At 61.3% G+C, this 18417-nt stretch carries 17 protein-coding genes; 4 read left to right on the top strand and 13 right to left on the bottom strand.

The annotated features are described in order from the left end of the window. Positions 1–14: 14 nt before the first annotated feature. Both R6254_RS17515 and R6254_RS17510 read left to right on the top strand, forming a co-directional pair. Positions 15–1721 carry a PAS domain-containing hybrid sensor histidine kinase/response regulator gene (locus R6254_RS17515; protein ID WP_318408703.1) on the top strand — a complete coding sequence of 569 codons (1707 nt, stop codon included), beginning with the start codon at positions 15–17 and terminating at the stop codon, positions 1719–1721. Further along, positions 1718–2173, top strand: coding sequence for a response regulator (locus R6254_RS17510; RefSeq protein ID WP_318408701.1), 456 nt, complete (start codon positions 1718–1720; stop codon positions 2171–2173). Before R6254_RS17515 ends, R6254_RS17510 begins: the two co-directional genes overlap by 4 nt. On the opposite strand, the gene R6254_RS17505 is transcribed toward R6254_RS17510, so the two are convergent. From R6254_RS17505 to R6254_RS17480, 6 genes are all read right to left on the bottom strand, one after another. Then, positions 2174–2923 carry a Crp/Fnr family transcriptional regulator gene (locus R6254_RS17505; RefSeq protein WP_318408699.1) on the bottom strand — a complete coding sequence of 250 codons (750 nt, stop codon included), beginning with the start codon at positions 2921–2923 and terminating at the stop codon, positions 2174–2176. Between the two features lie 90 nt (positions 2924–3013). After that, complete coding sequence (locus R6254_RS17500; protein ID WP_318408697.1) at positions 3014–6214, bottom strand: error-prone DNA polymerase; 3201 nt, start codon at positions 6212–6214, stop codon at positions 3014–3016. Between the two features lie 7 nt (positions 6215–6221). After that, positions 6222–7664, bottom strand: a complete 1443-nt coding sequence (locus R6254_RS17495; RefSeq protein ID WP_318408695.1) for a DNA polymerase Y subunit UmuC family protein — start codon at positions 7662–7664, stop codon at positions 6222–6224. Beyond that, complete coding sequence (gene imuA / locus R6254_RS17490) at positions 7624–8427, bottom strand: translesion DNA synthesis-associated protein ImuA (protein WP_318408694.1); 804 nt, start codon at positions 8425–8427, stop codon at positions 7624–7626. The genes R6254_RS17495 and imuA overlap by 41 nt, the downstream gene beginning before the upstream one ends. A gap of 115 nt (positions 8428–8542) precedes the next feature. Further along, a complete protein-coding gene (locus R6254_RS17485) occupies positions 8543–9265 on the bottom strand; it encodes a sulfite exporter TauE/SafE family protein (RefSeq protein WP_318408692.1) in 723 nt (240 codons plus the stop codon). An 88-nt stretch (positions 9266–9353) separates the two neighbouring features. Further along, on the bottom strand, positions 9354–9860 hold the full coding sequence (locus tag R6254_RS17480; RefSeq protein ID WP_318408690.1) for a disulfide bond formation protein B: 507 nt from the start codon (positions 9858–9860) through the stop codon (positions 9354–9356). A 297-nt stretch (positions 9861–10157) separates the two neighbouring features. On the opposite strand from R6254_RS17480, the gene R6254_RS17475 reads away from it, so the two are divergent. Continuing rightward, positions 10158–10928 carry a hypothetical protein gene (locus R6254_RS17475; RefSeq protein ID WP_318408689.1) on the top strand — a complete coding sequence of 257 codons (771 nt, stop codon included), beginning with the start codon at positions 10158–10160 and terminating at the stop codon, positions 10926–10928. A gap of 90 nt (positions 10929–11018) precedes the next feature. Here R6254_RS17475 and R6254_RS17470 read toward each other — a convergent pair whose 3' ends face one another. The 7 genes from R6254_RS17470 to R6254_RS17440 form a co-directional block, all read right to left on the bottom strand. After that, positions 11019–12104 carry a sulfate/molybdate ABC transporter ATP-binding protein gene (locus R6254_RS17470; RefSeq protein WP_318408687.1) on the bottom strand — a complete coding sequence of 362 codons (1086 nt, stop codon included), beginning with the start codon at positions 12102–12104 and terminating at the stop codon, positions 11019–11021. A gap of 21 nt (positions 12105–12125) precedes the next feature. Continuing rightward, a complete protein-coding gene (gene cysW / locus R6254_RS17465) occupies positions 12126–13043 on the bottom strand; it encodes a sulfate ABC transporter permease subunit CysW (protein WP_318408686.1) in 918 nt (305 codons plus the stop codon). Next, a complete protein-coding gene (gene cysT, locus R6254_RS17460; protein WP_318408685.1) occupies positions 13040–13918 on the bottom strand; it encodes a sulfate ABC transporter permease subunit CysT in 879 nt (292 codons plus the stop codon). Before cysT ends, cysW begins: the two co-directional genes overlap by 4 nt. A 4-nt stretch (positions 13919–13922) precedes the next feature. Next, complete coding sequence (locus R6254_RS17455) at positions 13923–14915, bottom strand: sulfate ABC transporter substrate-binding protein (protein WP_318408684.1); 993 nt, start codon at positions 14913–14915, stop codon at positions 13923–13925. Continuing rightward, a complete protein-coding gene (locus tag R6254_RS17450) occupies positions 14912–15511 on the bottom strand; it encodes an RBBP9/YdeN family alpha/beta hydrolase (protein ID WP_318408682.1) in 600 nt (199 codons plus the stop codon). The genes R6254_RS17455 and R6254_RS17450 overlap by 4 nt, the downstream gene beginning before the upstream one ends. Before the next feature lie 24 nt (positions 15512–15535). Continuing rightward, complete coding sequence (locus R6254_RS17445; RefSeq protein WP_318408681.1) at positions 15536–16177, bottom strand: peroxiredoxin; 642 nt, start codon at positions 16175–16177, stop codon at positions 15536–15538. A 450-nt stretch (positions 16178–16627) separates the two neighbouring features. Then, entirely contained in the window at positions 16628–17533 is a 906-nt protein-coding gene (locus R6254_RS17440) for a LysR substrate-binding domain-containing protein (protein WP_318408679.1), read from the bottom strand. A 169-nt stretch (positions 17534–17702) separates the two neighbouring features. Between R6254_RS17440 and R6254_RS17435 the strand changes: the two genes are divergently transcribed. Continuing rightward, the gene (locus R6254_RS17435; RefSeq protein WP_318408677.1) at positions 17703–18353 is read left to right on the top strand and encodes an FMN-dependent NADH-azoreductase; all 651 of its coding nucleotides are present in this window, start codon (positions 17703–17705) and stop codon (positions 18351–18353) included. The last annotated feature ends 64 nt before the right edge of the window (positions 18354–18417 follow it).

Genomic DNA, 18417 nt, shown 5'->3' with positions numbered 1-18417 from the left:
AAGAATGCGGCCATATGCCCAACCTCCCCCATCCTGGCGTTCTCGACGACATTGCTAGAGCCAACGGCATTGAAGTCAAACGCCAGGAAGCACTGCTCAAGACCGGGGCCTTGCAGACCGCGATCCTGACCAGTGAAAATTTCTCCATCATTGCGACCGACGAAAAAGGCATCATCCAGCTGTTCAATGTCGGCGCCGAACGCATGCTGGGTTACCTGGCCGCTGAAGTCGTCAACAAGATCAATCCCAGCGACATCCACGACCCGCAGGAAGTGATGGCGCGGGCCCAGGCCTTGAGCCTGGAACTGGCCACCACGATCACACCGGGTTTTGAAGCCCTGGCCTTCAAGGCCTCGCGCGGCATTGAAGACATCTACGAGCTGACCTACATCCGCAAGGACGGCAGCCGTTTTCCCTGCATCATTTCCATCACCGCACTGCGTGACGACTATGGCACCATCATCGGTTACCTGCTGATAGGCACCGACAACTCGGTCCGCAAACAGGTCGAAGTGGCCTTGAAAGACGCCATGGCGGTGGCCGAAAAAGCCAACCTCGCCAAGTCAGACTTTTTGTCCAGCATGAGCCACGAGTTGCGCACACCGCTCAGCGCCATCCTCGGCTTTGCGCAACTGATTGAATCCGGCACGCCGCAACCCACCCCCTCGCAAAAGCGCAGCGTGGACCAGATTCTTCAGGCCGGTTGGTATTTACTGGACCTCATCAACGAAATTCTGGACTTGGCGCTGATCGAGTCCGGCAAGCTGTCCTTGTCGCTGGAGCCGGTCTCGCTCGCCGAGGTCATGCGCGAATGCGAAACCATGATCGAATCGCAGGCCGACAAACGCGGCATCAGCGTGACCTTCCCCCACTTCGACCTGCCCCGCGTCGTCATGGCCGACCGCACGCGGCTCAAGCAGGTGTTGATCAACCTGCTTTCCAACGCCATCAAATACAACACCGAACACGGCTCGGTGGCCCTGAAATGTGTGGACATCGAGCCGCAGCGCATACGCATCTGCGTTGAAGACACCGGCGAAGGCCTGGGCCCCGAGAAAATAGACCAGCTCTTCCAGCCCTTCAACCGCCTGGGGCAAGCCGCCAGCGCCGAACAGGGCACAGGCATTGGCCTGGTCATGACCAAACGACTGGTCGAGCTCATGGGCGGCGTGATCGGCGTGGAAAGTGTGGTCGGCCAAGGCAGCATGTTCTGGATCGAAATGAACACCACGGTCGAACGCCAGCATGCCGCCGAGCTGATGGACCTGGCGCTCGCACCCAAGGCGCCGGCGCTTGCGCAGATGCACACCGTGCTCTATGTCGAAGACAACCCGGCCAACCTCATGCTGGTGGAAGACCTGATGGCCAGGCGGCCTGACTTGCGCCTGCTGTCCGCGCGGGACGGCACCAGCGGCATCGCCATTGCCAAAGCGTCGCTCCCGGATTTCATCCTGATGGATATCAACCTGCCCGGCATCAGCGGCATCCGGGCCCTGAAAATCCTGTCCGACGACCCGCTGACCGCGCATATTCCGGTGGTGGCCTTGAGCGCCAATGCCATGCCGCGCGACATCGAAAAAGGCCTGGAAGCAGGCTTTTTTCGTTACCTCACCAAACCCATCAAGATCAACGAATTCATGGATACGCTGGATGCCGCACTGAAACTTGCGATGACCACAAGCGCCGCCGCCAGCCAGGCGAAGAAGGAAAAAACCGCATGATTGAAGAGTTTGCCATTCTCAACGCCCGCATTCTTGTGGTTGACGACCAGATCGTCAACGTGCAATTGCTGGAGCAACTGCTCAGTGAAACCGGCTACACCCAGGTCAGTTCCACCATGAACCCGCAGGAGGTCTGCGCGCTGCATGCGGCGAATCCTTACGACCTGATTTTGCTGGACCTGAAAATGCCCGTCATGGACGGTTTCCAGGTGATGGAGGCGTTGAAAGAAAACACCACCGATCGTTACCTGCCCGTCATCGTGCTGACGGCAGAGCCCGGGCACAAGTTGCGGGCCCTGCAGGCCGGCGCCAAGGACTTCATCAGCAAACCGTTTGACCTGGTGGAAGTCAAGACACGCATCCACAACATGCTGGAGGTGCGGCTGCTGTACAAAAAACTGGAAAACTACAGCAAACTGCTGGAACACGCGATCCAGCTGGACGCTGCTTGATCAGGTGGCGGCCTTGCCCGGCAGCAACCTGTCGTATTCTTTTTTAACCACCGCGTAACACTCGCAGGTCCGCTTCTCCAGGCCAGGCCGGTCCAGCACCGATATGTGGCCGCGCGCGTAACGAATCAGCCCGGCATTCTGCAACTTGAGCGCGGCTTCGTTCACGCCCTCGCGGCGTACGCCCAGCATGTTGGCGATCAGCTCCTGTGTCATCACCAGTTCATGGCTGCTCAAACGGTCCAGTCTGAGCAGCAGCCAGCGGCACAACTGCTGGTCCAGCGAATGGTGACGGTTGCAGACGGCGGTCTGCGCCATTTGCGTGATCAGGGCCTGGGTGTAACGCAGCAGCAAGGGCAACACCGGGCCGGCTCTGTCAAACGCTTCTTTCATCACGGCCGCTTTCAGGCGAAAGCCTTCGCCGGCACTTTGCACCACCGCACGGCTGGGGGTGGAGCCGCCGCCCATGAACAGGGACACGCCGACCAGTCCCTCGTTGCCGACCACGGCAATTTCAGCCGAGGCGCCGTTCTCCATCACATACAGCAGCGACACAATGGCCGTGATCGGAAAATACACATGTTGGAGCGTGCTGCCCGACTCGTACAACACATGGCCCAGCGGCATGTCCACCCATTCCAGCTGGGGCAGCCAGCGTTGCCACTCGGCCTCCGGCAGCGCGGCCAGCAACTGGTTCGCCAAAGGATTGGGCGGGATCAAGGTCGGGGGTTGCGGTTTTTTCTCAAAGGTCATCACGGAACTCCCGGCGGGTTGCTTGTGGGCATTACCGGGCGTGGTCCTGCATCAGTCGCTGAGTATAGTGAGGCGGCGCCTGGGGCGCCGTTAATGAAAGTCCCGGCTCGACGTACCCAGCCGGCCCAGCAGCGGTGTCAGGTCTTCCAGCCGCTGCGCCACCAGGTTGCGCACTGCGCCATAACCTGGGGCCGTGCCGCTTTCCTCGCTGCGTTGCCAGATACCGTACACCGCCAGCAGGCGCGCATGCAACACTTCGGCGCGCTGCACTTCACGCAGCGACTTCCAGACAATCACATTGACCGGGCCGGTTTCGTCTTCAAGGGTGATAAAAATCGTGCCTTTGGCGGTCTGCGGCTGCTGGCGCACGGTGACGATGCCGCAGGCGGCGACCTCCTGACCATCCGGCAATGCATTCAACTCGCCCGCGCTGAGCAGCCCTTGGCTGGCCAGGCGCGGCCGCAGCAAGGCCAGCGGGTGGCGTCGCAGCGTCAGGCCGGTGGCTTTGTAGTCGAACAAGATGTTTTCGCCTTCAGGCGTGTCCGGCAACTCCAGCGCAGTTTCATACGTGGGCACGGCCTTGAGCAGCCAGGGCGCGGGCTGGATGGCCGCGGCCTCCCAGACCTGCTGGCGCCTGTGGCCGGCCAGTGGCAAGAGTGCGTCGGCAGCGGCCAGGGCGTTGATTTCCTGCATGCCCAGTTGTGCACGTGACACCAGGTCTTCGGTGGAGGTGAAAGGCGCTTGGGCACGTGCGTCCATCAAGCGTGTGGCCGCAGCCTCAGACAAGCCGGTCACCAGACGCAGGCCCAGGCGGACCGCAGGCTGATCCGTATGGATGGCCGGATAACGCGGCAACACAGCCGCTGGCTTCGCAGGTTCCAGCGTGCAGTCCCAGGCGCTGTGCAAAACATCCACCGCCCGCACCTCGACGCCATGTTTGCGTGCGTCCTGCACCAGTTGCGAAGGCGAATAAAAACCCATGGGCTGGGAGTTGACCAAGGCCGCCAGGAAACACGCCGGCTCATGGCACTTGAGCCAGCAGCTCACGTAGACCAGCTTGGCAAAACTGGCGGCGTGGCTTTCAGGGAAACCGTAATCGCCAAAGCCCAAGATCTGCTTGAAGATGCGTTCTGAAAATTCAGCGCTGTACTTGTTCTTGATCATGGCGTTGACCAGCCGGCCATGAAAACGCTCCACCCCGCCCTTGCGTTTCCAGGCTGCCATGGAGCGGCGCAAATCGTCGGCCTCGCCAGGTGTGAAGTCGGCCGCAATCATGGCAATTTGCATCACCTGCTCCTGAAAAATCGGGATGCCCAGCGTGCGCTCCAGCGCTGAATTGAGCGCCGGGTACTCGGGTTTGAATTCACCGCCCAGGCGTTTGATCTCGCGGGCTTTCAGGTAGGGGTGCACCATGCCGCCCTGAATCGGCCCGGGCCGCACGATGGCGACTTCGACCACCAGGTCGTAATAGTTGCGCGGCTTGAGGCGCGGCAACATGGACATCTGCGCCCGGCTTTCGATCTGGAACACGCCCACGGTGTCGGCCTCGCAAATCATGTCGTAGGTGGGCTCGTCCGCCAGCGGAATCGTGTGCATGGCCAGCTCGCCGCCCCGCGTCTGGTTCACCAGCTGCAGGCAACGTTTGATGGCCGACAACATGCCCAGCGCCAGCACATCGACCTTGAGCAGGCCCATGGCGTCCAGGTCGTCCTTGTCCCACTGGATGATGCGGCGCGCCTCCATGGAGGCCGGCTGCACCGGCACCAGCCGCGTGAGTTTGCCCTGCGTCAGCACAAAGCCGCCCACGTGCTGGCTCAAATGGCGCGGGAAACCAATCAGTTGTGCTGCCAGCGCCAGCCATTGCAAGACCGGCCCGGTTTGCCCCTGCAAACCGGCCTCTTCCAGTTTTTGCTGGAGCGCCTCGCTGCCGTCAAACCAGAAATGTTCCTTGGCAAACCGGTCTATCAGTTCAGGGTCGATCGCCAGCGCCTTGCCCACATCCCGGATCGCGCTGCGCGGCCGGTAACTGATGACGGTAGCCGCAATCGCGGCGCGGTCGTGGCCGTATTTGCCGTAGATGTACTGGATCACTTCCTCGCGCCGCTGGTGTTCAAAGTCCACGTCGATGTCGGGCGGTTCGCTGCGCTCGCGGCTGATAAAACGCTCAAACAGCAAAGCGCTCTCAGCCGGATTGACGGCGGTCACACCCAGGCAATAACAAACCACCGAATTGGCCGCCGAGCCGCGCCCCTGGCAAAGAATTTTCTGCTCGGTGGCAAACCGCACGATGTCGTAGACGGTGATAAAAAACATCTCGTAGCCCAGCTCTTCAATCAGGGCCAGCTCCTTGTTGATCTGGGCTTGGATGCCAGGGTCAACACCGCCCGGATAACGCGTCTTTGCACCTTGCGCCACCAGGCGCCGTAAACATTTCGCCGGTGTTTCTGCATTAGGAACCATGTCCTCGACCGGGTAACGGTAGAGCTCGCGAATCTCGTCCAGATTGAAGTTGCAGCGCGCCGCCACCTCCAGCGTGGCACGCAACAGCGCCGCCGGGTAAATGTCAGCCAGCCGCATGCGTGGCCGCAAATGCGCTTCGGCATTGGCCTGCAACGCAAAACCGCAGTCATGCACGGTCCGGCCCAACTGGATGGCCGTCATCACGTCATGCAAAGGCTTGCGTGAACGTTTGTGCATCAACACCTTGCCAGCAGCCACCAGCCGGATGCCAGTGCGTTGCGCCACGTCCTGCAACTGCTGCAGACGTAGCGCATCGTCCAGGCCCTGCAGCAATTCAACGGCGAGCCAGGCATTCAAGCCAAAAAGGCCTGTAGCCCAGGCAGAATGAGCGCCGATAGCTTCTGTATTGATAGCGCCTGACAAGGGCGAGAGCAAAACTTCACAATCTGCCAGCGTGGCGAAATCGGTCTCACCCAGCGCCACGCGGTAGCTGCCCTTCTCTATGGCATCCCCCGCCTGTTTGGCGATACTGATGAACTCGCACAAATTGCCCCAACCCGTGGCGTTGTGCGGCAACACGACGATGCGGAAAGCGCAGTCGCCCTGTACCAAAAATTCAGCGCCCGGCAGCAGCTTCAAGCCCAACTCTTTGGCTGCGACATGCGCCCGCACCACGCCGGCCACCGAACATTCGTCGGTGATGGCCAGCGCCTTGTAGCCCAGCCTAAAAGCCCGCTCGGCCAGCTCCTGCGCATGGGACGCGCCGCGCTGGAAGCTGAAGTTGCTCAGCGCATGCAACTCGGCGTAGTCGGGGAGCGGGTAGGCGGACATACACGGCTTAGGCAAAAAAACCGTGTAAATACCAGGCATGTGACCAGGCCTGCGGCGGCTCGGCCGCGGGTGCGCCCACGGCCAGGCGTTCGCTGTAAATCCACAGCAGGCTGCCCTGCTGGCTGCGGTAGATGAAGTAGTCGCGTATGGCCGGTGGCTTGCCACGTGCGCCCTCCACATCGTTGGCCATCAGCCAGCCGCTGGCTTCCAGCCGCTGCGGCCCGGCCAGGCGCACCAGCGGGCCCTGGTACACCGGGCTGTCACGCAATGCCTGCAGCCGAAGCGGTTCGGACAAGAGCCAGCTCGGGTACAAGGCCTCGGTTTTGGGCGCATCCTCTTTTCTCAAGCTTTTTAGGCCTCTGACCCTGATAGGACGGGCGCAAGCAGCTATTGAATCCATAGCACCTTGGGCCGGCACCCAGCGCTGCATCTGCTCGGGCCGGTGATCGGCGGCGGCTTGCCAGGTCAACACCTGCGCCTCGCCCAGGCGCGCACTCAGCCGCTCGATCAGCTCCACCGCGCTATCGCCCTGCTTGCGCTCCTGCGCCAGCAGGCTGCCGGTGGCGGCCGCTGCATCGGTCAGGCGTTCGGTCACCAGCGATTGCAAGCTCAGGGAATGCACGGGCGCCGGCAACTTTTGCTGCGCCAGGTGCTCGGCGATCAGGCGCGCCACGTGGCGCAAGTCCTGCGCGGGCTGGGCGGTGCGAATCTCCAGCTCGCCGGTGGGCGCCACATCGCGTCGTTTGTCCAGGTGCCAGCTCAGCCTGAGCGCGCTCAGCCCGCTTTGTCGGCCCAGCAGCCAGGCCTGCAGCTTGAGCAGCAGGCGCTCAACACCGGCCATCAGCGCCGGCCCGTGGCTGACGAAGGCATTCAGTTCGAGCTTGTCTTCAAACTGTTCGGGCAATACCTGCCAGGGGTAGTCGTCGGGCCCGCTGCCGCGGGCGCGGTCCAGCGCGTCGAGCAGCTCGGCGCCAAAGCGCCTGGCCACACCGTCACGCGGCAGGCGCAACAAGTCATCCCAGGTGCGGCAACCTATACGCTCCAGCACGCCCAGGTGCGGGCGCGCGGCCGTGAGTGTGTGCATGGGCAGGTCCGCCACACGTGGCCGGCTTGCGCCGCCCTGACTACTTGACTGGCGCAGCCGCCCCAACGCTATCAAAGAAGTAGCGCCTTGCGCCCGATCGATATGGGCTAGAACCCTATTTGACTCAAAAAAATCAAGCAAGCACTGCTCCAGCAAGTGCATCAACCGCGCCAGGCCGCCAAACAGGCGCAGGCTGCCGGTCACGTCCAGCAACACGGCTTCGTCCACCAGCGCCACACGCGGCGTCCAGCCCAGCGCGATGCTGGCCACCGCCTGCTGCACGGCGGCGGCGTCCCACATCACGGGCTGTATGGCTTGTGCCGGCTCAGTGGTGATCGAGGTGTGTAATGCGATCCAGCAACGCATGGGCGGGACTTGGCAAGGACGTGGCAGAAAACGATGGCAGCCACACGGGCGCCAACTCTTCGCGCTGACGGCGTGTGCGCTCGCGGCTGGCGGCCAGCAACGCCGACAGCCGGGCCGGCCGCGTGTCCAGCAACACCGGTGCGGCCAGCGGCGGGCCACGGCGTTTGAGCACATGGACCCGCAAATTGCCGGCCTCGTTGACCGTGCCCTCCAGCAGCAGGCGCAGCGGCGCGGGCGAAGACTCGTGCTGCGCACGCGGCGTCCGGAAGGCAAACAGCAATTTGTGGTGCGCATGCGCGGCAATCTGCAGACGGCGCAAATGGGCGCTGCGCACATCCGGCAGCCAGGCCAGCACGGCGGCCACGTCGGCGCATTGCAAAGCCTCGCGTGTGGCCCAGAGCAAGGTCGGCGCGTCCCTGCCCTGCACACCCAACAGGCGCTGCATATTGAGCTGGCGCGCACCCAGCGCCGGGCCAAAAGGCAGGTAAGGCGCACCCACCAGCACCAGCCATTTTGCGGGCGCCTGCGCCTGGAGGGCGGCCAGTGTCGGCGCGATCAAACCCCATTCCTGCTGGCCCGCCTGTGGCTGAAGCACTTCGACCAGCGCGCCCTGCGGCCAGCCGCCACCGGGCAAGACCGCGTTCAGCGCGGCATAACCCGTGGGAATGGTCTGCAGGCTGGCGCTGCCCAGCTCGCCGGCGCGCCACACCTGGGTGTGGACGAAGTCCGGCAAGACGCGGCGGGCAAAAGTCGGGGAAAACATGGGGCGCAAGCTGAATCAAATAACTGTATTTATATACAGTATATTACTGGATTCAAGCTGCGGGGCCAATACCCCTTGCAACGGCGCAGACGTGGCACGCCGGACCCGGTGTGTCTTAGCGCAACGCCGTCCACAACATGGTCAGGCCCGAAGCCAGCAGCAAGGCGTCCATCAGCAAACGGAATTTTTCAGGGTCCAGGCTGAGCACAAACCGCTTGGCGATAAAAGAGCCCGCCGTCAGCGAGCAACCAATGATCAGGCCCTGGACGATCGCCTCCAGCGGCAAGGCGCCATAACTGCGGAAAACCAGGCTTTTGCTGACATAAACGACGAGCGAAGCCATCGCCTCGGTCCCCAGGAACGCGCCCTTCACCAGCCCATAAGCCAGGAAAAACGGCGCATTGACCGGCCCGGTGGACACCACAATGCCGGTCAGGAAGCCAATCACCGCACCCACCACCGCAAAATGCCAGAGCTTGAGCCTGAAGTTGCGCGCGGCCAGCCAGCGGCGCAGCGGGATCATGGCGATAAAAAACACCGCCAGCACCGCCTCCACGATACGCGGCGGCAACACCAGCAACGTGCGGGCGCCCAGGGCGGCGGCGGGAATGCCGGTCAGCGCATAAGCGCCCACCACGCGCCAGTCCACCTCGCGCCACCAGACCGCCACCCGCGAGACATTGGCCATGATCGCCGCCACCGCCATGATGGGCACTGCCTCGCGCGGGCCAAAGGCAATCACCAGCACCGGCATCAGCATGATGCTGGAGCCAAAACCAACAATGCCGCTGATGGTGCCCGCGATCAGGCCAACGGTGAGGACAAGCAGGTAGGTCATGCGGTGTTATTCGTTTTTATGCCCGGCATGGCTGGGGCGGTGGCCCGCAAGCCGGTCTCCCGGCAGTATCGACGAAGTCGCCGCTGCTTTAGCGCTTGCGGGCTTGCCGCAACATCAGCGTCAGCATGACCAGCCCAATCGCCACAAAACAGACAAAGGACCAGTTGGCAATCGAGCCACCCAGAAACGTCCAGTCGATCGCGGCGCAGTCACCGCTGCCCTTGAAGATCATGGGAATCGCGCGCTTGAGCGGAAAGGTCTCGATCATGCCGTAGAAGTCACGGCCGCAAGAAGAGATTTCAGGCGGGTACCACTGCAAAAAACTCTGGCGCGCGGCAACAAAAGCGCCAAAACCGGCCACCAGCAGCGTCACGAAAGAACCGGTGATGAGCAAGCCCTTTTTATAGGAGAACGCCGTCAGGCCAGACACCAACGCCACCACGATCAAGGCATAACGCTGCACGATACACATGGGACAAGGCTCCAGGCCCACCACATGCTGCAAATAGAGGCCAAAAGCCAGCATGGCCACACAGGCCACAGCCACCAGCGCCAGCACGCGGCGCGGTGCCGCTTCGAAATACTTTAAAAACATCACGTTCCTTTTTGATCGATGTACGAATTGTCCGATGGTTCGTGGGGTTTGGCCGGGATAAGTTCCGCGAGTGAGAACTCATTGACGATTTTTCGGCTGTACGGCTCTCGGTACGTAGTGGATACAGTACCAGTTTGGGAGGGGCGTCGAAGAGCCGCCTCATGGCCAAGCCCGAGAACACTGATATAAGTCAAGGGACTACAAAAGCAAAGGGAAATTCGAAAATGAGCATTCAACCATGTTATCCCGCCGGTTTACGGCCCATACCGCGTTAGCCAGAGACACAAGAGTTCGCTCATGCGCAAGTGGATATCACCGGCTGTGCTCGATTGGGAACCCGACGTTTCGTCCGGAATTCGAAGTGATCCCGAACGAGTACGGCGTCCTCACGCAATCCTTTCTCACAGCGAGAACGTACTCTCAAAAAGCGAATCAGAATTCTCAGTTGCCGACTCAATTCTTAGCCTGAAGCGTGCAATAAACAGTCGCTTGCAGCACCTCGAGGATCTCTATGAGTTCCAGGGCATGTTCCCGAAGTCCGTTGGATCTCTCGAAAGGCTCGAAGAAGTAGGGCTTGCTCGGCCATTCCTCATCAAGCAATTGTTTGACCTTAGAAACAACATTGAACACAACGACGCTCCACCGCCGAGTGCAGAACGAACACGGGAACTTGTAGACGCCACATGGTATTTCCTGCGCACCACGGACTACGCGTGCAAATTACGGCCCGACGGAGTCATGCTCCGGTCAGCAGAGGACGGCTCATTCCCACCAGAACAGTGGCTGGAGATCACCGTAATACGTGACCAACCTCAGCGTTTCAATATTGGGGGCTGGGTTTCACTTGATCTTATTTCGGATCATGAACAACCAGGATTCACTCCGATCGAGGTCAGCATATTTCGTCCTAAACGGCAACTACCAAAAGGACCGGTAGATTCAATAACAATGTCGGCATACAAACAAAATTCGATGCGCGGTGACGATGAGCGATGGATTCAGGCTCACGCGGATCTGCCACAGGAAGTTAGAAGAAAGATATGGCGCTTAGCGTTTGAAGCGTTGTAGCATTCCAGATTTCTTGTGGGCAGTTGCGGAGGGCACCTTACCCGGACTCAGTACCGCCAGCACGCTACCGCAGGTTGCGAGCCAGGGAAATCAAATCCCCGCCCCCTCCTCCACAAACACCCGCGCCTTGCGCGGTGTCAACACCAGAAGATCGCCCTCGCGCAGCCCCATGTCGCGGTATTGCTGCGAGGGAATCTGCGCTTCGATCAGTGGGTCGGCTTGCTGGCTTTCTTCAGACGGCAGCAGCTCCAGCCGGGCGATGGGGCCGATCACAATCGCGCGGCTGAGCTGCGCGGCAATGCCCTCGGCGCCAGGCGTATAACGCTGCACGTCGAAGTCGTGTGGGCGCACATAGGCAAAGGCCTTGGCGTTTTGCGCGCCGCTGTGCTCGGGTGAATCCAGCCGCATGCCTTCGAGCTGAATCTGGCCTTCGTGCGCGCGGCCGTGGAACAGGTTCACGTCGCCCAAAAAGCCATACACAAACGGGCTGGCCGGGTGGTCCCAGACCTGCTGCGGTGAGCCGATCTGCTCGACCTGACCCTGGTTCATCAGCACCACGCGGTCGGCCACTTCCAGGGCTTCTTCCTGGTCGTGGGTCACAAAAATACTGGTGACATGCAGGTCATCGTGCAGGCGGCGCAGCCAGCGGCGCAGCTCTTTGCGCACCTTGGCGTCGAGGGCACCAAAGGGCTCGTCGAGCAGCAGCACCTTGGGCTCGACTGCCAGCGCACGTGCCAGCGCAATACGCTGGCGCTGGCCACCGGAAAGCTGTGACGGAAAACGGTCGGCCAGCCAGTCGAGCTGCACCAGGCTCAGCAGCTCGTGCACTTTTTTCTTGATGTCGGCGTCGCTGGGGCGCATACCGCGCGGCTTGACACGCAGGCCAAAGGCGACGTTTTCAAACACCGTCATGTGGCGAAACAGCGCGTAATGCTGGAACACAAAACCGACCTGGCGCTCGCGCACGTGCACGTCGGTCGTGTCTTCGCCGCTGAATAAAATGCTGCCCTGGTCGGCCGTTTCCAGCCCCGCAATGATGCGCAGCAAGGTGGTCTTGCCGCAGCCCGAGGGGCCGAGCAAGGCGACCAGTTCACCCGACGCGATGTCCAGGCTCACGTCACCCAGCGCCTGGAAGTTGCCGAAATGTTTGCTGACGTTGCGAATTTCAATACTCATGGGAATCTCGTTTCTGCTCAATCACAGCGCACCAAGCGGTGCGACGGGTGTGGGAGGCCGCTCGGGCGGCAACTCGGCCGCGGCTTTTTGCTCCTGCTCGGCGCGCCACTCGGCCACCGACTTGATCAGCAGCGTGACCAGCGCCAGCAGCGCCAGCAGCGAGGCCACGGCAAATGCGGCGACCGACTGGTATTCGTTGTACAAAATTTCCACGTGCAAGGGCAAAGTGTTGGTCTGCCCGCGGATGTGGCCGGACACCACCGACACCGCGCCAAACTCACCCATGGCGCGTGCATTGGTCAGAATCACACCGTAAACCAGGGCCCACTTGATGTTGGGCAGGGTCACATGCCAGAAGGTCTGCCAGCCGGTGGCGCCCAGCACGATGGCGGCCTGCTCTTCGTCGCTGCCCTGGGCCTGCATCAGCGGGATCAACTCGCGGGCGATGAAGGGAAAAGTCACAAACACCGTGGCCAGCACAATGCCCGGCACCGCAAAAATCACCTTGACGTCATGTGCCTGCAGCCAGGGGCCGAACCAGCCCTGGGCGCCAAAGACCAGCACATACATCAGGCCGGCGACCACCGGCGACACTGAAAACGGCAGGTCCACCAGGGTCGTCAAAAACGACTTGCCGCGAAACTCGTACTTGGCAATCGCCCAGGCGGCGGACACGCCAAACACAAGGTTGAGCGGCACGGCAATCGCGGCGGCAATCAAGGTCAGCTCGATCGCCGACCAGGCGTCGGGCTCTTTGAGTGCGGCCAGGTAGGCGCCGAATCCCTTGCGCAAGGCTTCGGTGAACACGGCGGCCAGCGGCAACACCAGGAAGAGAAACAGAAAGACCAGCGCGATACCGATCAGGGTGTACCTGACCCATGGCGCTTCGGTGGTGCCGGCCCTAGCGCCAGCGACGTTGGTGCGTGAAGCCGCGCTCATGCTGGCGCCCCTGTGTTGCGGCGCTGCCAGGCTTGCAGCGCATTGATGACCAGCAGCAGCACAAAAGAAATCACCAGCATCACCACCGCCACGGCCGTGGCCCCGGCGTAGTCGTATTGCTCCAACTTGCCGATGATGATCAGCGGCGTGATTTCGGAAATCATGGGCATGTTGCCGGCGATGAAAATCACCGAGCCGTATTCACCAATCGCGCGTGCAAACGCCATGGCAAAACCAGTCAGCAAGGCCGGGGCGATGTGCGGAAGAATCACCTTGGTGAAAATCTGCAAGCGTGTTGCGCCCAGCGAGGTGGCGGCCTCTTCAAGCTCTTTTTCGGCGTCTTCGAGCACCGGCTGCACCGTGCGCACCACAAACGGCAGGCCGATAAAAATCAGCGCAATCACCACGCCCGCCGGCGTGAAGGCCAGCTTGATGCCCAGCGGCTCCAGGTATTGGCCTATCCAGCCATTGCCGGCCAGGATGGCGGTCAGCGAAATGCCGGCCACGGCGGTCGGCAGGGCGAAAGGCAAATCGACCAGCGCATCGACGATTTTTTTGCCGGGAAACTTGTAGCGCACCAGCACCCAGGCCACCAGCAAACCAAACACCAGGTTCACCAGCGCCGCAATCAGCGAGGCGCCGAAAGTCAGGCGGTAAGAAGCCATGACACGCGGCGACGTCACCGCCGCGATGAACTGCTCCCAGCTCAGCGAGAAGGTCTTGAACAACAACGCCGACAGCGGAATCAGCACGATGATGCTGAGGTAAAACAGCGTGTAGCCCAAGGTCAGGCCGAAACCCGGCAGGACTTTTTTGGCGGCACGCCGGGCCGGCAGCGCCGGGGGCGGCGCCGCAGAAAGGGTCGCGGCAGTCATGGACTTATTTGACGGTGTAGATCTTGTCGAACAGGCCACCATCATTGAAGTGGACTTTTTGCGCTTCGCTCAAGGAACCGAAATAGTCCTTGACCGTGAACAGTTGCAAAGGCTTGAAGATGTTGGCGTATTTTTTCAGGATGGCTTGCGAACGTGGGCGCAGCGCATGTTTGGCGGCAATCTCCTGGCCTTCATCCGAATAAAGGTAGTTCAGGTAAGCCTTGGCGAGCTCGCCCGTGCCTTTTTTGGCCACGGTGCGCTCGACCACAGCCACCGGGTTTTCCGCCACGATGCTGACGGACGGGTAAATTGCGTCGACCTTGCCTTCGCCAAACTCGCGGTTGATGGACAAGACTTCGGATTCAAAGGTGATCAACACATCGCCAATGTTGCGCTGCAGGAAGGTGGCGGTGGCGTCACGCCCGCCCTTGGCCAGCACCGGCACGTTTTTGTAGAGCTTGCTGACAAACTCGGCGGCCTGCGCATCGGTGCCGCCGTTCTTGCGCACCGAGCCCCAGGCGCCCAGGTAGGCATAACGGCCGTTGCCGCCGGTTTTGGGGTTGACCACAATCACCTGCACACCGGGCTTGATCAGGTCGTTCCAGTCCTTGATGCCTTTGGGGTTGCCGTTGCGCACCAGGAACAACATGGTCGAGGTGGTGGGCGAGGCGTCATTCGGGAACCGTTTGGCCCAGTCTTTGGCCACCAGGCCCTTGTCGGCCAGGAACTCGATGTCGGTCGTGGTGTTCATGGTCACGACGTCGGCGTCCAGGCCGTCGGCCACGGACCGCGCCACGGCGCTGGAGCCGGCGTGGGACTGGTCCACCTTGATATCTTTGCCGGTGGTCTTTTTGTAGTTGGCAATAAAAGCCGCGTTGTAGTCCTTGTAGAACTCGCGCGCCACGTCATAAGAGCCGTTGAGCAAGGTCTGGGCCGAAGCCAGGCCACCGGTGGCCAGCACGATGGATGCAAAAGCGAGTTTGATTTTGGAGGTCATACAGTTTCCAGAGAAGCAGAGGAAGTAGGAGGAAAAGAAGAGGAAGAAAGCGATACATGCAGGCGCGAGGCCACAGGTGCATCACCGGCCAGCGATTGCAGCAGGGCCGCGCCCAGCGGCCATTCGCCATGGCCCGACTCGATGTTGATGTGGCCCCCGTCCTGGATACGAACAAATTCACTGCCCCAGGCCCGGGCATAAGCCCCGGCCAGGCGTACCGGGCAATACGGGTCGTTGCTGCTGGCCACCAGCACGCTGCGGTAAGGCAGCTTCTGGTAAGGCACGGGTGCAAAGTCGCTCAGGATGGCGCGCCGCTCCGGATCGGCCGGTGCCACCAGCAAGGCCCCGTGGATACGGGCCGCCACCTCGACCGGCAAATGCGCCGTGGCAATACAGCCCAGGCTGTGCGCCACGATAACCACCGGTTCCTGTTGCAGCAGGATGGTGCGGGCCAGCGAGGCCACCCAGGCCGGACGCGAAGGTGTGATCCAGTCGTCCTGCTGCACCCGCACGGCATCGTCCAGGCGCTCGGCCCACAGGCTTTGCCAGTGGCCGGGGCCGGAGTCGCGCCAGCCGGGAACAATGATGAAACGCACGCGGTGAGGCCGATCTTTAAGCGCTTACTTGTTAGGCTGCGGCGTGATGCGCAGGTAGGGCCGTACGGCTGTAAAGCCTTTGGGGAAGCGCTGGGCCAGTTCGGCCGGGTCCTGGATGCTGGGCACGATCACCACGTCGTCGCCGTCTTTCCAGTTGGCCGGTGTCGCCACCTTGTGGCTGTCGGTCAGTTGCAGCGAGTCAATCACACGCAGGATTTCGTCGAAGTTGCGGCCAGTGCTGGCGGGATAGGTGAAGGTGGTGCGTATGACCTTTTTCGGGTCGATGATGAACACGCTGCGCACGGTGGCGTTGGTCAGCGCCTTCGGGTGAATCATGTCGTAGAGGTTGGCCACGGTTTTGTCGGCATCGGCCAGGATGGGGAAGTTCACCGTGGTGTTTTGCGTGTCGTTGATATCGCTCACCCATTGCTGGTGTGAGTCCAGCGGGTCCACGCTGACGGCGATGGGTTTGACACCGCGTTTGGCAAATTCACCGCTCAGGGCGGCGGTTTTGCCAAGTTCCGTGGTGCACACCGGGGTGAAATCCGCCGGATGGGAGAACAACACCACCCATGAATCGCCAGCCCATTCGTGAAAAGAGATAGTGCCTGCGGTGGATTCCTGTGTGAAATCGGGGGCAGTGTCGCCAAGTCTGAGAGTCGCCATGATGTGCTCCTGATGGGTTGCCGGTGCTACAAAAAGCACCATGACAATCATTGTGGAGAGCAAAGGCTAAAACTCAAAAGAATATATCGCTCTTAATTTATCTCCATAAACGAATATAAAGATTTGCAAACCCAACACCAAGGCTTGAAAAGCACGGCAACAGCTCTTGCCGGCTCGCCCGTTACGTAACAAAACCGGTGCCGCGCCCACCCGCGACGCGGCCACATGATTTGCCCGTCTTGGCCTGTTCAAGCTGGTCTGGCCATGGAGGAACGAGAAAATGCAAGAAATACTGGATACGCAAAAGTACTGGTTTACGAAGGCCAGGCCGACATTTCCAAACGCATCGCCGGCCTCTGATTTTCTCGACGATCAAGCATCAAAAGTGCCTCCAGCCCGATCAATACGGGCGCAAGAAGCTATCAAAACAAGAGCGACGTCTAAAAACAGCTAAACCAGCCGGTCGCCCTGCATGTGCGCCCCCAGGAAATCCAGAAAGCTTCGCACCGACGGCACCTGACCGCGGCGTGACGGAAACACCGCGTGCACCATGCCCGGCGGGATCCCCCAGCCCGGCAACACCGGCACCAGCAACTGGGCTTGCAGTTCGGCCTGGCTCATGGTGTCCGGCAAAAAGCTGATACCCGTGCCCGCCATCACCGCCAGCTTCAAGGTCAACAAATCGTCAGCCACAAAACGCGGCTGGTGCTGAAGCACAAATTCCTGGCCCTCGGGGCCCAACAGCGTCCAGCTGCTGCGCCCGTCGGCAGCGGACATGGCGATGGTGTCGAGCCAGGCCAGGTCTTCCGGCCCGCTGGGCGCACCCTGACGCTGCAGCTGCGCCGGGCTGGCCAGCAATTGGCCGCCTGTGGCACCCAGGTTTTTGATCACCAGGCTGCCGCTGTCGTCCAGGGTGGGCCGCACCCGCAACGCAACATCAATGCCCTCTTCCACCAGGTCCACCACCCGGTTCGTCACGCGCATGTCCAGCTTCACCTGCGGGTGCTTGGCCAGGTAGCGCGGAATCAGATAACCCAGCGTGCCCTGCGCCAGGGTCACCGGGCAGGTCACGCGCAAGGTGCCACGCGGCTCCATCTGCATCTGCGCCACCGCTTCGCCGGCGGCCAGCGCCTCTTCGCGCATGGCCACGCAGTGGCGCAGGTAAAGCGCGCCGGCTTCGGTCAGCGACAGCTTGCGGGTGGTGCGCTGCAGCAGCCGCACACCCAGTTGTGCCTCCAGCTCGGCCACACGCCGCGACAGGCGCGATTTGGGCAGGCCCAGCGCCCGGCCCGCCGCGGCAAAACCGCCCCGCTCCGCCACCTCGGCGAAATACACCATGTCGTTCAGATCCTGCATGTGGCCACTCCATCAAGGGTTTGAGGGCTCAAATTGTCCCAAAAATAGGACAATCTATCGCAATTTTGCCGACTTATCAATCAATCGACTCAGAAGCACAATCTATCCATGGCTGCGATTCACAGTGAACACGGCCACCACCCGATTCACATCTTCAAAGGAATTCATCATGAGCAAGCTTCTTCACATCGACTCCAGCATTCTTGGCGGCAACTCGGTGTCGCGCCAACTCACGGCCCAAATCGTCGCTTCCTGGCGCGCCGCCCACCCAGCCACCGAAGTCAGCTACCTGGACCTGGCCGTGGACACGCCCAGCCACTTGTCGGCCGAGTCCCTGGGTTTTCGGGTTCCTGCCGGCGCTGAACTGAGCGATGCGCAAAAGCGCGAAAACGCCGTGTCTGAAGCCCTGGTGTCGCAGTTTCTGGCGGCTGATGTGGTGGTGATAGGCGCACCGATGTACAACTTCACCATTCCGACCCAGCTCAAGGCCTGGATTGACCGTGTGGCCCAAGCCGGCCGCACCTTCAAGTACACCGAAACCGGCCCGGTTGGCTTGGCCACTGGCAAAACCGTCATCGTGGCATCCACCCGCGGCGGGGCTTATTCCACCAGCGATGCCGGCAATGCGACAGAACACCAGGAAAGTTTCCTGAAAATTGTGTTTGGCTTCTTCGGCATCACCGATGTGCGTTTTGTGCGCGCCGAAGGCCTGGCCATGGGTGACGCCGCCAAAGCGGCAGCCGTGACGGCCGCAGCCATCGAGATCAAGGCGCAAACCCAGACGGCGGCCAATCAGGAACAAGCGGCCCTGGCGGCTTGAGCTGGGTAAGCACGGACCTTCCGGACCCGTGTTTTCCAAAAAGCCCGCAAATTGCGGGCTTTTT

Source organism: Polaromonas potterensis (assembly GCF_033446725.1).
Taxonomy (GTDB): domain Bacteria; phylum Pseudomonadota; class Gammaproteobacteria; order Burkholderiales; family Burkholderiaceae_C; genus Polaromonas.
This window is presented reverse-complemented; position numbering and strand designations above follow the sequence as displayed.

Bases quoted from the DNA above. Each gene is read 5' to 3' on its own strand.
- R6254_RS17505 (WP_318408699.1), bottom strand. From the start codon at position 2,923: ATGACCTTTGAGAAAAAACCGCAACCCCCGACCTTGATCCCGCCCAAT.
- R6254_RS17435 (WP_318408677.1), top strand. From the start codon at position 17,703: ATGAGCAAGCTTCTTCACATCGACTCCAGCATTCTTGGCGGCAACTCG.
- R6254_RS17455 (WP_318408684.1), bottom strand. From the start codon at position 14,915: ATGACCTCCAAAATCAAACTCGCTTTTGCATCCATCGTGCTGGCCACC.
- cysT (WP_318408685.1), bottom strand. From the start codon at position 13,918: ATGACTGCCGCGACCCTTTCTGCGGCGCCGCCCCCGGCGCTGCCGGCC.
- cysW (WP_318408686.1), bottom strand. From the start codon at position 13,043: ATGAGCGCGGCTTCACGCACCAACGTCGCTGGCGCTAGGGCCGGCACC.
- R6254_RS17510 (WP_318408701.1), top strand. From the start codon at position 1,718: ATGATTGAAGAGTTTGCCATTCTCAACGCCCGCATTCTTGTGGTTGAC.
- R6254_RS17485 (WP_318408692.1), bottom strand. From the start codon at position 9,265: ATGACCTACCTGCTTGTCCTCACCGTTGGCCTGATCGCGGGCACCATC.
- R6254_RS17495 (WP_318408695.1), bottom strand. From the start codon at position 7,664: ATGCGTTGCTGGATCGCATTACACACCTCGATCACCACTGAGCCGGCA.
- imuA (WP_318408694.1), bottom strand. From the start codon at position 8,427: ATGTTTTCCCCGACTTTTGCCCGCCGCGTCTTGCCGGACTTCGTCCAC.
- R6254_RS17500 (WP_318408697.1), bottom strand. From the start codon at position 6,214: ATGTCCGCCTACCCGCTCCCCGACTACGCCGAGTTGCATGCGCTGAGC.
- R6254_RS17515 (WP_318408703.1), top strand. From the start codon at position 15: ATGCCCAACCTCCCCCATCCTGGCGTTCTCGACGACATTGCTAGAGCC.
- R6254_RS17440 (WP_318408679.1), bottom strand. From the start codon at position 17,533: ATGCAGGATCTGAACGACATGGTGTATTTCGCCGAGGTGGCGGAGCGG.
- R6254_RS17470 (WP_318408687.1), bottom strand. From the start codon at position 12,104: ATGAGTATTGAAATTCGCAACGTCAGCAAACATTTCGGCAACTTCCAG.
- R6254_RS17475 (WP_318408689.1), top strand. From the start codon at position 10,158: ATGCGCAAGTGGATATCACCGGCTGTGCTCGATTGGGAACCCGACGTT.
- R6254_RS17445 (WP_318408681.1), bottom strand. From the start codon at position 16,177: ATGGCGACTCTCAGACTTGGCGACACTGCCCCCGATTTCACACAGGAA.
- R6254_RS17480 (WP_318408690.1), bottom strand. From the start codon at position 9,860: ATGTTTTTAAAGTATTTCGAAGCGGCACCGCGCCGCGTGCTGGCGCTG.